Below are 14,422 nucleotides of genomic sequence, written 5' to 3' on the forward strand. Positions count from 1 at the left end.
CGATTCGCTCAGGCTTGGCCGGCGAGATAGGTCACCAGGGCGTCGACGAGGCCGAGGGTGCCTTCCTCGCGTTGGTCACCGGTGTCGAAACCGTCCAGGTGGGCGCCGAATTCGACGAGAGTGAGCTTGGTGCCGGTGGTGGTGGGTTCGAATTCCCAGGTGGCCACCGAGGTGGAGATGTGGGAGCCGTTGAGCCACATGTCGTAGGTGTAGACGAGGCGTTCGTTGGCGATGATGTCGGTGTAGGTGGCGACGAAGCGGGAGGTCATCGTCTGCTGGAAAGTGCCTTCGTTGATCTCGCGGCCGCCGACCTGGAAGTCGATCGAGGACTCGCCCTGCTCCCAGCCTTCCTCGCCGCCGAACCACTTCGCCTTGATGGCGGGGTCGGCGAAGGCCTGGAAGACGACGGCGGGCGCGACGGGCACCTCGCGTTCGATGGTGAACTGGGCGTGGTTGATGGAGCGGGTCGCCGTGTCGGTCATTGTTGTTCTCCCTCTGAGTTTCTGGTTGATTCCACGAGTAGTGCCGTGAGCCGGTCCACCTGCCGTTGCGCCGGTGGACGGTGGCCGTGCAGCCAGTCGATCGCGGTTGCGAAGGCGTCCGGCACCAGTTGGTAGGTGCGCACACGGCCGATCTTCGCCGAGCTGACGAGCCGACCGGCTTCGAGCGCTTTCAAGTGCTGCACGATCGTCGGGAGCGCGACCTCGAACGGTGCGGCGAGATCCGATACCGATGCGGGCCCGCGCGCCAGCCGTTCGACGATCGCGCGACGAGTCGGATCGGCCAATGCCCGAAAGACACTGTCGAGTCCTCCGTCCGGTTCGCCGCTCGAATACTTAGTCACATACCTAAGTATTCACACTTGGATCGATCTGCGCAACCCCCCGCTTCGGTTGCGTCCGCGTCGGCCGCCGTGGGATGCTGCGGCACGATCGAAGAGAGCGAGGTGAACGATGGTCGACGGCCCTCGCATCACACCCGCTCCCACCGCGACCCGGCGCGGTATCGGAGCCCGGGTGGCGGATTCCCCGTTCCTGTCGCGCAGCCGACGGCGAGTGGAAGTCGTCCACAAACCCTCGGTACCGACCGCGCGCGCCATCATCGACTGCGCCGCCTATGTCGACGGCAAACGTCTGCCCGGCCGCTTCACCCCCGAGACCGCGCTGACCGAAATCCGCAGGCGTGGCACAGGTTTCGTGTGGATCGGCCTGTTCGAACCGGACCTGCACCAGATGGGCGAGATCGCCGCGACGTTCGGGCTGCACGAACTCGCCGTCGAGGACGCCGTCACCGGCAGACAGCGCCCGAAGTTCGAACGCTACGACGACACCATGGTCACCGTGATGCGGACCGTCGCCTACGTCGAGCACGATATGCACACCGTCAGCGAGATCGTGCAGACCGGCGAGATCATGGTCTTCCTCGGCGCCGATTTCGTGGTCGCGGTCCGCCACGGCGAACACAACGAACTCACCGCCGTGCGGCACCGGCTCGAAGACGAACCCGATCGCCTCGCGCTCGGCCCCGGCGTCGTGCTGCACGCGATCGCCGACCACGTCGTCGACACCTACATCGACGTCACCCAGGCGACGGAGTTCGACGTCGAGTCGATGGAGGAAGAGCTCTTCAGCCCGCGGAGCAAGATCCCGATCGAGGCCATCTACCAGCTCAAACGCGAGATCGTCGAGCTACGCCGCGCCGTTCGCCCGCTCGCGGGCCCGCTGCAAACCCTCACCGCGCCGCGTACTCCCCTGCCCAAGGAGGTGCGCCGCTACCTGCGCGACGTCGCCGACCATCACAGCGGCGTCGCCGAACGCATCAACGACCTGGACGAAACCCTCACCACTCTCGTGGGCGCCGCGGTGGCCAAGATCGCCGTCCAGCAGAACACGGACATGCGTAAGATCTCCGCCTACATCGCGATCCTGGCGGTTCCCACCATGATCGCCGGCATCTACGGCATGAACTTCGATCACATGCCCGAACTCCGGCAGACCTGGGGTTACCCCGCCACTCTGATCGTCATGGCCACCATCTGTGCCACCCTGATCGTCGCCTTCCGACGTATCCGCTGGTTGTGAAAATCCGGCCCGGTCAGACGAGTCGACCCCATCGGGTCGCCACGAACCCGCAGAGCGCGATGGCGGTGCTCATCCGCTTCCAGAGTCGCACCATCGCGAGCTCGAGGATGATGCCGATGCGGTCGGCACAGGTGGTGGCCTCCGCCAGTGCCATCCGGTCATAGACCAGGGCCGGATCACTGAGGATCTCGTCCAGCCTCAGTCCTGATATCGCCTGATCGGACGTCAGGCCGAGTTCTGGCAGCCAGGTGAGCCGCCAGCGACCGTCGCCCCCGAGAATCGCCCGCTCGGGCGTCCTGTCACTGCTCATGGTCCGATTCGTGCGGAAGATCGTCATCACTACCTCCTCGGCCGTCAGCTCTCGACGTCCACTTCCGAGGATCCTCGAAAATCGGCACAGGCAACAGCTGGCAAAGGAGACGGAATCGGAATATCATCCACAAACCCCGACGTGAAAGCCAAAAATCCCCGGCGATCATCCTGGATACGACTCGCTGACGATGCCATCAGCTACCGGTGGGCACCGTGCAGGTGTCTCAACTCCGGTCGAAGGCCGTGAGGATCTGTTCGGCGGCGAGGGCGGGAGTGAGCGTTCCGGCGCGGACAGCCGATTCCACCTGCGCGCGAACATCTTTCACGTTCGGATTGTCGGCCAGGCGGCGCAGGATCTGGTCGTGCACCATGGTCCAGGTCCAGTCGACCTGCTGGCGGCGGCGCTTCTCGGCGAATTCGCCTGCCTCGGTGAGGACCCGGCGGTGGTCGAGGACGGTACTCCAGAACTTGTCGAGGCCGACACCTTCCAGACCGCTCATGGTGAGTACCGGCGGTTTCCACAGGGCGTCGTGCGGGTGGATCAGGCGCAGGGCGCCCGCCAGTTCGCGCGCGGCGCCCTTGGCTTCGATCTCGTGTTTGCCGTCGGCTTTGTTGACCGCCACCAGCTCGGCGAGTTCCAGCACGCCTTTCTTGATGCCCTGCAACTGGTCTCCGGTGCGGGCCAGCGTGAGGAAGCAGAACACATCGACCATGTTGGCGACGGTCACCTCGGACTGGCCGACGCCGACGGTCTCCACGAGGATCACGTCGTACCCGGCGGCTTCCAGGAGCACGATCGTCTCCCGGGTCGCCTTGGCCACGCCGCCGAGGGTGCCCGCCGTCGGGGACGGCCGGATGAAAGCGTCCGCCTCGAGCGACAACCGCGCCATCCGCGTCTTGTCACCGAGGATCGAGCCACCGGTGCGGGTCGAGGACGGGTCGACCGCGAGGACCGCGACCCGATGTCCCTTGGCCAGCAAGTACATCCCGAGCGCGTCGATGAACGTGGACTTGCCAACGCCCGGAACACCGGTGATGCCGACCCGGTTCGAGACGACGCTGCCCGGTTCCGCCGCCACCCGCAGCAGCAGCTGCTGCGCGAGTTCCCGGTGATCGGAGCGGGTGGATTCGACCAACGTGATCGCACGGGCCAGCGCCGAACGCTGCCCTGCCTTGACCTGCTCGGCGAGCGCGTCGACATCGATCGTCCGGCGAACGCCCACGGCGGTGCGCCCCTCGTTGCGTGGCGAGCCGACGCCCGCGGTGGTCCCGAGCCGAGGGTGCGCGTCGGCACCCCCGGCCACCTGTGCGCCGTCGCTCATTCGGCTGTGCCGCCACCGATCTCGTGCCCGAGTGCCGCGCCCAGTTTCTTCAGCAGGTCGATGGCCGCGTCGGCGATGACGGTGCCGGGCGGGAAGATCGCGGCCGCACCGGCCTCGTAGAGCTCGTCGAAGTCGCCGGGCGGGATCACACCGCCCACGATGACCATGATGTCGGGGCGACCCACATCGGCAAGCGCCTGCCGCAGCGCGGGCACCAGCGTGAGGTGACCGGCGGCCAGCGAGGACACACCGACAATGTGCACGTCGTTGTCGGCGGCCTGGCGAGCCACCTCTTCGGGCGTCTGGAACAGCGGGCCCACGTCGACGTCCATGCCGAGGTCGGCGAACGCGGTCGCGATCACCTTCTGGCCGCGATCGTGTCCGTCCTGGCCCATCTTGGCGACCAGAATGCGCGGACGGCGTCCCTCGGCCTCGCCGAATTCCTCGACCAGCGCGATGGCGGCGCCGATGTTGGATGCCTTGCCTGCTTCGTCACGGTACACACCGGACAGGGTACGGATTTCGGCCTGATGACGGCCGTACACCTTCTCCAGCGCGTCGGAGATCTCACCGACCGTGGCCTTGGCGCGCGCGGCGTCGATGGCGAGCGCGAGGAGGTTGTTCTCCATACCGCCTTCGGAAGACGCTGCCGCACGGGTCAATTCGGACAGCGCCCGCTCCACCGCGACCGAATCACGGTCGGCGCGAAGCCGTTCCAGCTTCTCGATCTGCTCGGCCCGCACCCGCGAGTTCTCGACCTTGAGAACTTCGACGGCGTGGTCCTCTTCGACCTGGTACTTGTTGACGCCGATCACCGGCTGCTGGCCGGTGTCGATGCGCGCCTGGGTCCGCGCGGCGGCCTCTTCGATGCGCAGCTTCGGAATACCCTCCGAAATCGCCTGTGCCATACCGCCGTGCGCCTCGACCTCGGCGATGTGGGCGCGCGCCCGCTCGGCGAGCTGGTGGGTGAGCCACTCGACGTAGTACGAGCCGCCCCACGGGTCGATCGGGCGGGTGGTGTTGGACTCCTGCTGGATGAGCAGCTGGGTGTTGCGGGCGATGCGGGCGGAGAAGTCCGTCGGCAGGGCCAGGGCCTCGTCGAGCGCGTTGGTGTGCAGCGACTGGGTGTGTCCCTGGGTCGCGGCCATCGCCTCGATGCAGGTGCGCGCCACGTTGTTGTAGGCGTCCTGCGCGGTCAGCGACCAGCCCGAGGTCTGCGAATGTGTCCGCAGCGACAGCGATTTCGCGCTCTTGGGTTCGAACTTCGACACCAGCTCGCTCCACAGCAGCCGCCCCGCGCGCAGCTTGGCGACCTCCATGAAGAAATTCATGCCGATGGCCCAGAAGAACGACAGACGCGGCGCGAACTTGTCGACATCCATGCCCGCGGCGATGCCGGCGCGGATGTACTCCACACCGTCGGCGAGGGTGTAGGCCAGCTCCAGATCGGCTGTCGCACCGGCCTCTTGGATGTGGTATCCGGAGATGGAGATCGAGTTGAACTTCGGCATCTTCGCGCTGGTGAAAGCGAAGATGTCGGAGATGATCCGCATCGAGGGCTTGGGCGGGTAGATGTAGGTGTTGCGGACCATGAACTCTTTCAGAATGTCGTTCTGAATGGTTCCGGCCAGCTGCTCGGGCGTCACGCCCTGCTCTTCGGCGGCGACGACGTAGAGCGCCAGGATCGGCAGCACCGCGCCGTTCATGGTCATCGACACCGACACCTGGTCCAGGGGGATCTGGTCGAAGAGCTGGCGCATGTCCAGGATCGAGTCGATCGCGACACCGGCCATACCGACGTCACCCTGGACGCGGGGGTGGTCGGAGTCGTAGCCACGGTGGGTGGCGAGGTCGAAGGCGACCGAGAGCCCCTTCTGGCCCGCCTGCAGGTTGCGGCGGTAGAAGGCGTTGGAATCGGCGGCGGTGGAGAAGCCCGCGTACTGGCGGATGGTCCACGGCTGATTCACGTACATGGTCGGGTACGGGCCACGCAGGAACGGCGCGACGCCGGGCACGGTGTCGAGCGGATAGCCCTGCGCGACCACAGCATCCCGATCGGCCTTGGTGAACACCGGCGGAACGTCGATGCCCTCCGGGGTCGACCAGACCAGCTGTTCGGGCGTGGTGTGGTTCGCCGTCGCCGCGTCGGCCACGAACGCGCGGACCTGCTCGGCGTCGACGTCGGCCGGCGCGGACGCGTGATCGGTCAGCGGCACCTCGGCGAAACTGCCGATGACGTGCTCGATATCGGACGTGGTCATCAGGCTCCCACCTTCTCCAGCAGCTGCGACAGAACCGCGACCGCGTCGATACGCAGGGCCAGGTACCCGTCGGGACGCTGCGTCCCGCTGAATTGCTCGACCGCCTTCTCCGGTCCGGCCAGCAGCACGGTCTCGATTCCGGCGGCGCGCAGGGCGTCGGTGGCGGCTCCCGCCTGCTCGCCGTAGCGCTTGTCCGCACCGCACAGAACCGCGATGCGCGCACCGGATTCGGTGGCGGCGGCAGTGATCGCGTCGACCGTGAGCGGACCGGGGTTGACCGACTCGATGCCGCCCGAGGCGAGCACGTTCGCGGTGAAGATGGTGCGCGCGTTGTGCTCGGCGACCAGGCCGAGCGGCACGATCAGCGCCTTCGGACGGGCACCGTTGGCGGCCAGGTAGGCATCGGAGCGGTTGCGCAGCGCTTCGAAGGCAGCGCCGTAGCGCGCATTCGGGCCCGGCTCGCGAGCCTGCTCCGAGAGCGGGGTCTCGGCGAGGTTGGGGAACTCGTTGACGCCGGTGACCGCGGTGCGGCGATGGGCGACGTCGGCAGCGCGCGCGGCGGCGGTCTCGGCGATCCGGGCCGCGAGCACACCGGTGTCGAGCGCGGCGAGGTAGCCGCCCGCCGACTCGAGCTCCTGCATGAACTCCCATGCCTTGGCGGCGAGTTCGTCGGTCAGCTTGTCGACGTACCAGGAACCGGCGGCCGGGTCCTGCACGTGCCCGAGACGGGATTCCTCGAGCAGCAGCAGCTGGGTGTTGCGCGCCAGGCGCTGGGAGAACGTCGTGGATACGCCGAGTTCGCCTGCGGGCAGGGCCGCGTCGAAGGGCAGTACGGTCACCGAATCGGCACCGCCGACGCCGGCGCCGAACGCGGCGAGCGTGGTGCGCAACAGGTTCACCCAGGGATCGCGCTGAGTCATCATGGCGGCCGAGGTGATCGCGTGCTGCGGGGCGGCGCCGAAGGCGGGCGCACCGGAGACCTGGGCCACTCGGGCCCACAGGCGCCGGGCCGCCCGGAATTTCACGATGGTGGCGAATTGGTCGTCGGTCGCCGCGAAGCGGAACTCGAGCTGACCGAACGCGTCGGCGATGTCGACCCCGGCACCGGTGAGCAGGCGCAGGTAGGCCAGACCGGCCGCGACGGCGGCGCCCACTTCCTGTGCGTCGGCGGCACCGGCGTTGTGGAAGGCGATGCCGTCCACCGTGATCGCGCGGACCGTCTCGGGCCGGGCGATCGCGCGCACGGCCAGCGCCACGGTCTCGGCGTGGTCGAGGTCTTCGGCACCGGCGAAGGCGCTGGTCAGCGGGGCCGCGCCGAGGCCGACCCGGATCTGCGTGCGATCGGCGATCGAGTACCCGTCGAGGACGTCGAACACCCGCTCGGCGGCCGTGCCGGTCGCCGCCCCGGCCACCAGCGTCAGCGGTGCCAGCTCGAACAGCAGCCCACGCAGGGCAAGGGGGATGTCGTCGACGGCGACGCCGTAGGTGCCCACTCCGAGCGCGATCGCGCTCACGCCGTTCTCCAGACCGGTCAGAATCGCCCGGTTGGTGGCCTCGGCATCGTCCTCACCGGCGAACGCGCCGACGAACCAGCCGCGCTGCGGGTCGCGCGCGGCGTCGCCACCGCGCACGTAGGGGAAGGCGCCGGGCAGCGGCTGCTCGGGCAGCTCGTCGCGGCGGGTGTAGAGCGGGGCGATCGTGAGCCCGTCATAGGTGGTCTCGTCGAGCAGATGTTCCGGTTCGGCGGGGAGCTCGGAAGCCTCGACCCGTCGCGCTTTCGCCAGCACACCCGCCACGCCCTTGCGCCACGAGGCGTACTCGGGCACCGGATCCGGTGCGAGCCCCGCCCCGGACTCTGAACCAATCGGCATAGCTGCTGTTCTCTCTTCCATTCGACGACCGCACCCCGGTGTGCTGCCGGTCCGTGAAATCCCACAAACGGGCCCACAGCGAACCAGGATGTATCCGGTTCCCTGATGATGCTATCTGTGACAGGGTGTCCGACCACCCGGGCCATCCCCTACCGGCCGGTACGCTTACCCGGGTGTCTCGACTGATCCGCTCCCCGCGCCTGCTCATCGCCCTGGCCGGGCTCGCCGCGCTGTTCGTGGTGGCGATGATGGTTCCGTTGCCGGGCCCGCAGCAGATCCGGGACTGGGCCGGCGACGCCGGGCCGCTGTTGCCGCTGCTGTTCTTCCTCTTCTACGCGGTGGCTGCCGTCGCCCCCGTTCCGCGCACCGTGCTCACCGTGACCAGCGGTGTGCTGTTCGGTCCGATCCTCGGTTCGGTCATCGCCCTGGCCGCCACGGCGGTGAGCGCGACCGTGGCACTGCTCGGGGTACGCAGGCTGGGCCGCGACCGGGTCGCCGAACACCTCACGCACCCGGCGGTGCGGGCAGTCGACGACCGGCTGGCCCGCCGTGGCTGGCTCGCGGTGGCCGCGCTGCGGCTGATCCCCGTCGTCCCCTTCTCGATCCTCAATTACTGCTGCGGCCTGTCGTCGGTCCGCCTTGCCCCGTATCTCGCTGCGACAGTGGCCGGTTCGGCCCCCGGCACGATCTCGACGGTGGTGCTGGCCGGTTCCCTGGCAGGCGACAGCCACCCGATCGCGATCACCGTGTCGGCCATCTGCCTGTCGGTCGGGCTGATCGGGCTGATCGTCGACCTGCGGCTACCGGTCGACCCGGCAGCGCCGGAGCCGGAACCCGCCACCTCCTGACCGACGGCGCGCCTCCCCCGAGCCGTCGCGATCCGCGCGGATAATCCCAGGTCATGGCGATCACGGTGGGACGCAGATCCGCACTCGCGCTTCTGGCGGGACTCCCACTCCTGGCAGCGGGCACGGCCCGCGCGCAATCCTCGCTCGGCCCCGGGGTGGGCATCGACGCCCACCGCACCCCGGTCCGGTACACGATGACGGCCTTCCGTGCCGACAGTGATACCACCCTCGCGGTCTACGAGTCCGCGGACGGCACCGATTTCACCCCGGTCAGCGAGCACGCGTACGTGCCGCCGACCGGCCTGGTCCGCGATCCGAGCGTGCTGCTGCACACCGACGGGAACTACTACCTCACGTACACGATCGCCGGTGACGCCACCGCGATCGGCTTGGCCCGCAGCCGCGACCGGATCACCTGGACGTTTCTCGCCAACGTGCCGATGCTGGTGGCGGGCAGGCTCGAAGGCGCGTGGGCGCCGGAGTGGTACGCCGACGCGGCGGGGCGAGTCGGCATCATCGTGTCGCTGACCTGGGGGCACGGCTTCACCCCGCACCTGCTCATCCCGCTCGATGGCGGGCTCACCGTCTGGGCGCCGCCGGTGCCGATGCTCGGGCTCGGCCCTGCCGGGCCCGGCTCACTCGGCCATATCGACACCACCTTGGTCCGCCTGGACGGACGTCTGTTCGCGTTCGTGAAGAACGAGGACTCCAAGCTGATCGAACTCGCCGTCGCCGACCGCCCGCTCGGGCCGTACAGCTTCGTCGCCACCGGCGACTGGGCGGGGTGGGGCGGGCCACGGGAGGGACAGTCGATCGTCCGGCTTCCCGACGGTGGGCACCGCATCTACCTGGACGCCTACACCGAGGGCCGGTACCTCTTCAGCGACAGTGTCGACGGCTTCCGCACGTGGTCGCCACCGGTCGAACTGCCAGGTCTGTCGGGTCTCGTCCGGCACGGCACGGTGCTGACCGAGTTCAGCCCGGTGATCTGAACTAAAACCCCATTACTCCAGGGGCACCTGATCTAGGTTGTGATTCGGAACAAATATGAAAGTGAGCTTCTTCACACTGCCCAGTTGTGAAGAAGTAATATTTCAGAAAACTCTCAGAGTTATAGACTCCGAATAGCCCAGGGTTCGCCAGCTACGTCCGGTGCGGGATCCAGAGCAACATCCGGTGACGCGCCCGCGATCACCGAATCCCCGTCGCGCCGTTCTCGGCTTGCACTCCCCATGAGGTGACCCGCCATGGAATACACCCATCTCTCCGAATTCCGGATCCGCTCCGGCGACCTGGTGATCTGGACCCCCGAACTCACCTCCCCCGACGCCTGGCGCGACGACGAACGCCCCCTCGCCAGCGTCCACGAGCAGTACCTCGGGTTCCTCGACCCCGAAGACGCCCGCCCCGGCCGCGGCCGCTGGATCGGCACGATCTTCGAGATGGACGCCCCACTCGACGCCGACGCCTGGGCCACGACCCTGCGACTGTGGCACGACCGCCACGAGGGCTTCCGCACCACCGTCGCCCCCACCGGCGACGGCGGCTACCACCGTGTGACCACCGCCCCCGGCACCGTTCGAGTCACCGGCGCCCCGGTCGCCGATCTCTCCGACGGCGACGAGATCAACGAATACCTGTGCGACGCATTGGAATTGCGCCTGTCGGCACTGGTGTGGCCGCATCTGCTGGTGGCCACGGTGGCCCACGACACCGACGACTTCACCGTCCTGGTCGGCGCCGACCACTCGGTGCTCGACGCCTACTCCCAGGCCGTGCTCATCCTCGAGCTGCGCACCCTCTACACCGCGGTCACCACCGGCGGCGAGATCCGCGACTCGGCCACCTTCGGCAGCCCGGCCGACTACGCCGTCATCGAGCGCGCCGCCGCTGAGGAACTCGATCCCGACTCCCCCGCCGTCGCGGTGTGGCGCGAGTTCCTCGGCACGCCGGGCTCGCCCATGCCCCGCTTCGCCGCGGATCAGGTCGCCGTCCTCGACGGTGAACACGCCCAGCCCAGCGTCTCGCGCACACTGCTCAGCATCGAGCAGCTCGAGGAGGTCGAGGCGGCTCTCGATCGGCTCAAGCACCGGCTGTCGGTGACCGTGTTCGCCGCCCTGGCGATGGCCTCTCGGGAAACCTTCGGCGACGACCGGTTCCGCACCGTGATGCCGATCGCGACCAGGCCCGACCTCACCTGGCTCGAGTCGATGGGCTGGTTCGTCAATGTCGTTCCGGTCGACGTGACGCTGCCGCCGGGCGCGGACATGACCGTCGCGCTGGAAGCCACCCGCGCCTCACTCAAACGCGCCCACCTCTGCAACGACGCGTCCTGGGGCCGTTCCCTGGCGATGGTCGGCGCCGTGGAAGGTCCGACCTACGGCGCGTCCTTCCTCGACATCCGCATGCTTCCGGATTACGAATTGGTCGCCGACCTGCGCGGACGCACCCTGCGGGCGGTGTCGTACTCCACCGACGAGGTGTACTTCTGGGTCGTGCGCGGCCCCGACGGGCTCTATGTCTCCACCCGCCACCCCGCGGGCCTGCCCGGCGAGGTCATGGAACGCTTCCTCGCCGAGTTCGCCAGGGCCATGTACGCGGTGACCATGGTGGCGCCCGCTCCCGCACCGGTCACCGATGCCGCGGCAGCGCTGAGCGCGGGCTGAGAATGCGTGCACTGCTGGCCTTCACCGGGAGCCGGGGCGACGCCCAGCCCGGCATTCTTCTCGCTCGCGAGCTGCTGGCTCGCGGGCACTCGGTGACGCTCGCACTCTCGCCCAATCTCGTCGACTTCGCCACCGCGCACGGCGTCGCCGCCGTCGGTTTCGGCCGCGACAGCGCCGAACTGCTGCGCACCCAGCACGACGATCACCGCTTTCGCAGCCCGAATCCGCGACAGCGGGTGCGCGCGGTGCTGGATCTGCAACGGCGCGGAGTCGTCGAGGCGGTGCGCGATCTGCTCGTGCTCGCCCCCGGTCACGATGTGCTCGTGACCGGGATGGCGGGCGAGGAGGCGGCCGAGAAGGCCGCGCGACGCGTCGGGTTGCCGCTGGCCGCGGTGCACTTCTTTCCGATCCATCCGAATCGATCGGTCCCCGTGGTCCCCACCGCGTGGGGCGCCCGTATTCCGAAGGCGCTCAACCGGCGGATCTGGTCGGCGCTGCGCTGGGCGCGCGACGCCGCGCTGGAACAGCCGCTGTCGGAGTTCGGGATCGTCGAACATCAACTGCCCGATCGGGTGTCGATCCAGGCCTATGACGTCGACCTGTTTCCCGGGCTGGCCGCCGAGCTGCCGGATCGACACCCGGTGACCGGCTTCGCCGTCGATGCCGACGGATTCCTCAGCGCTGCGGCCGATCCCGCGCTGACCGCGTGGCTCGACGCCGGTTCGGCGCCGATCTATGTCGGCTTCGGCTCGATGGCGGTCGACGACCCGGCCGCGCTGGTGGCGATGTTGCGCGCGGCCTGCGCCCGTCGTGGTCGCAGGCTGCTGCTGGCCGCGGGGTGGGCGGGCATCGCACCTGTCCTGTCGCCCGAGATGGCCGTCGTCGAGCAGGTCGATCACGCGTCGGTGTTCGCGCGCTGTATCGCCGCGGTACACCACGGCGGCGCGGGCACCACCGCCGCCGCACTGAGAGCCGGTGTCCCGCAGGTGATCTGCGCGATCCAGGCCGATCAGCCCTATTGGGGCCGGGCACTGGAACGGCTCGAGATGGCGGGTACCGTGCGTGCCGCCGAGCTCACCGAGGACGGGCTCACCGCCCTGCTCGATCGCGTCGCGGACCCGGACGTGGTCTCGCGAGCGGCCGCGTACGCCGGCCGGTTCGCCGGCACCGGGGTGGCACGCGCTGCCGACGAGGTGGAATCCCTTGTCCCCCTGCCGTTCCCGAGTAGTTTGTCCATCCACGCCGGGAGGCCACAGTGAGCACCGATATCGCCGTCCGCACCCGCGGTCTCGGTAAGTCCTACGGCGACTTCACCGCCGTCGGCAGCGTCGACCTCAGCATCGCGGCCGGATCGGTGTTCGCGATGCTCGGTCCCAACGGCGCGGGCAAGACCACCACCGTCCGCATGCTCGCCACGTTGCTGCGACCCGACCGGGGCAGCGCCGAGGTATTCGGCTACGACGTGGTGCGCGAGGCGACCGCGGTGCGCTCGATGATCGGGCTCACCGGCCAATACGCCTCCGTCGACGAAACCCTCACCGCCGGTGAGAATTTGCGATTGTTCGGACGGCTGCTCGGCCTGTCGCGGTGCGCTGCCGCCGACCGGGCCGAGCAACTTCTCGAGGAATTCGAGCTGTCGGCCGTCGCGCGCCGCAGCGTCAGCGCGTTCTCCGGCGGCATGCGACGTCGACTCGATCTGGCCGCGACGCTGATCACGGTGCCACCGCTGATCTTCCTCGACGAGCCGACCACCGGCCTCGACCCGCACACCCGCGACCGCATGTGGGGCATCGTGCGCGGACTGGTCGCTCGCGGGGCCACCGTGTTGCTCACCACCCAGTATCTGGAGGAGGCCGACGCACTCGCCGACCGGATCGCGGTCATCGACCGTGGCACGCTCGTCGCCGACGGCACTCCCGCCGAACTCAAGTCCTCGATCGGTGAGCAGGTGCTGCGCCTGGACATCCCCGACACCGCCGACCTGCGCCGGGCCGAGGCGCTGATCCAGGAGATCACCGGCGACGTCCCGGAAGGGTCGTCGACGGGGACGTTGACCGTGGCACTGCACGACGTCACGCGCGGCGCCGATATCGTCGCCGCCTGCCGCGCCGAGGGCATCACCCTGCGAGGTTTCGCGGTGGACCGGCCCGATCTCAACGAGGTGTTCCTGTCGCTGACCGGGCACGCGCGCACCGTGGACGCGGCATGAGCACCCTTCGCGAAAGTTCGAGGACCACCATGACCCACACGGTCGACAAGCCGCACCAGGTGGTGCGCGCGCCGCGCGTGACCCGTGTCGGTCCGCTTGCCGCCCTGCGGCATTCGCTGATGATGGCCTGGCGCGGACTGCTCACCTTCCGGCACAGCCCGCAGCTGCTCTACGACGCCATTCTGCTGCCGATCGTCGGTCCGGTGCTGTTCGGCAGCATCTTCGGCACCGCCATCGCCGGCAGCATGGCGGCGTATCTGCCGATCATGATCCCCGGCGTGCTGGTCCAGATCGTGCTCACCTCCTCGGTCGCCACCGGCGTGCAATTGTCCGAGGACATCCACTCCGGTGTCTTCGACCGTTTCGTCGCCATGCCGATCGCCCGGTCCGCCCCGGTTGCCGGGGCATTGCTGGCCGGGGCCGTGCGCTACCTGATCGCCGCGACCACTGTGGTGATCGTCGGCTTCTGCATGGGCTACCACCCCGCGCACACCGCCGGATTCCTGGCGGGCGCGGTGCTGGTCGTGTTCGCCACCACCGCCATCAGCTGGTTGTTCGCGTTCATCGGTGCCACCATCGCCCGCCCAGCCGCCGTGCAGGGCATGTCCATGCTGGTGCTCACCTTTCTCGGCTTCGCCTCCAATGCGCTGGTCCCCGAGGAATCGATGCCGAGCTGGATGCGGCACGTCTCGGACCTGAATCCGGTGTCCTACCTGGTCTCTGCCGTACGCACCCTCGCCGCGGACGGCACCGTCGGCGCCGATGCCTGGTGGTCGCTGGTCGCCTCGGTGGTCGTGGTCGCTGTTTTCGCGCCGCTGACCGTGCGCACTCTCCGTTCCCGCTAAGGAGCCA

The 14,422-nt window shown here is 68.7% G+C and carries 13 protein-coding genes; 7 read left to right on the top strand and 6 right to left on the bottom strand.

Annotated features, from left to right (window positions below; all coding sequences use genetic code 11):
• Positions 1–8: 8 nt before the first annotated feature.
• Entirely contained in the window at positions 9–482 is a 474-nt protein-coding gene (locus ACWDXS_RS06910) for an SRPBCC domain-containing protein (RefSeq protein ID WP_379314931.1), read from the bottom strand.
• Positions 479–844 carry an ArsR/SmtB family transcription factor gene (locus ACWDXS_RS06915; protein WP_449962935.1) on the bottom strand — a complete coding sequence of 122 codons (366 nt, stop codon included), beginning with the start codon at positions 842–844 and terminating at the stop codon, positions 479–481. Before ACWDXS_RS06915 ends, ACWDXS_RS06910 begins: the two co-directional genes overlap by 4 nt.
• Before the next feature lie 109 nt (positions 845–953).
• Between ACWDXS_RS06915 and ACWDXS_RS06920 the strand changes: the two genes are divergently transcribed.
• Positions 954–2,081, top strand: coding sequence for a magnesium and cobalt transport protein CorA (locus ACWDXS_RS06920; protein WP_379314933.1), 1,128 nt, complete (start codon positions 954–956; stop codon positions 2,079–2,081).
• A gap of 13 nt (positions 2,082–2,094) precedes the next feature.
• Here the strand turns inward: ACWDXS_RS06920 and ACWDXS_RS06925 are convergent, their stop codons facing one another.
• The 4 genes from ACWDXS_RS06925 to ACWDXS_RS06940 form a co-directional block, all read right to left on the bottom strand.
• Complete coding sequence (locus ACWDXS_RS06925) at positions 2,095–2,418, bottom strand: hypothetical protein (protein WP_378991983.1); 324 nt, start codon at positions 2,416–2,418, stop codon at positions 2,095–2,097.
• Between the two features lie 199 nt (positions 2,419–2,617).
• The gene (meaB, locus tag ACWDXS_RS06930; protein WP_449962940.1) at positions 2,618–3,715 is read right to left on the bottom strand and encodes a methylmalonyl Co-A mutase-associated GTPase MeaB; all 1,098 of its coding nucleotides are present in this window, start codon (positions 3,713–3,715) and stop codon (positions 2,618–2,620) included.
• Entirely contained in the window at positions 3,712–5,976 is a 2,265-nt protein-coding gene (scpA, locus tag ACWDXS_RS06935; RefSeq protein ID WP_449962943.1) for a methylmalonyl-CoA mutase, read from the bottom strand. The genes meaB and scpA overlap by 4 nt, the downstream gene beginning before the upstream one ends.
• Entirely contained in the window at positions 5,976–7,847 is a 1,872-nt protein-coding gene (locus tag ACWDXS_RS06940; RefSeq protein ID WP_449962946.1) for a methylmalonyl-CoA mutase family protein, read from the bottom strand. Before ACWDXS_RS06940 ends, scpA begins: the two co-directional genes overlap by 1 nt.
• Positions 7,848–8,020: 173 nt before the next feature.
• Here ACWDXS_RS06940 and ACWDXS_RS06945 point away from each other — a divergent pair, with 173 nt between their 5' ends.
• From ACWDXS_RS06945 to ACWDXS_RS06970, 6 genes are all read left to right on the top strand, one after another.
• Positions 8,021–8,695, top strand: coding sequence for a TVP38/TMEM64 family protein (locus ACWDXS_RS06945; RefSeq protein ID WP_387444268.1), 675 nt, complete (start codon positions 8,021–8,023; stop codon positions 8,693–8,695).
• Between the two features lie 53 nt (positions 8,696–8,748).
• The gene (locus ACWDXS_RS06950) at positions 8,749–9,687 is read left to right on the top strand and encodes a hypothetical protein (protein ID WP_449962949.1); all 939 of its coding nucleotides are present in this window, start codon (positions 8,749–8,751) and stop codon (positions 9,685–9,687) included.
• 255 nt (positions 9,688–9,942) lie between these two features.
• On the top strand, positions 9,943–11,361 hold the full coding sequence (locus ACWDXS_RS06955) for a condensation domain-containing protein (RefSeq protein WP_378991977.1): 1,419 nt from the start codon (positions 9,943–9,945) through the stop codon (positions 11,359–11,361).
• A 2-nt stretch (positions 11,362–11,363) separates the two neighbouring features.
• Positions 11,364–12,620 carry a glycosyltransferase gene (locus ACWDXS_RS06960; RefSeq protein WP_449962953.1) on the top strand — a complete coding sequence of 419 codons (1,257 nt, stop codon included), beginning with the start codon at positions 11,364–11,366 and terminating at the stop codon, positions 12,618–12,620.
• A complete protein-coding gene (locus ACWDXS_RS06965) occupies positions 12,617–13,570 on the top strand; it encodes an ATP-binding cassette domain-containing protein (protein WP_449962956.1) in 954 nt (317 codons plus the stop codon). The genes ACWDXS_RS06960 and ACWDXS_RS06965 overlap by 4 nt, the downstream gene beginning before the upstream one ends.
• A gap of 29 nt (positions 13,571–13,599) precedes the next feature.
• On the top strand, positions 13,600–14,415 hold the full coding sequence (locus tag ACWDXS_RS06970) for an ABC transporter permease (RefSeq protein WP_449962959.1): 816 nt from the start codon (positions 13,600–13,602) through the stop codon (positions 14,413–14,415).
• Positions 14,416–14,422 lie beyond the last annotated feature (7 nt).

This window comes from Nocardia sp. NPDC003183, from assembly GCF_053590715.1.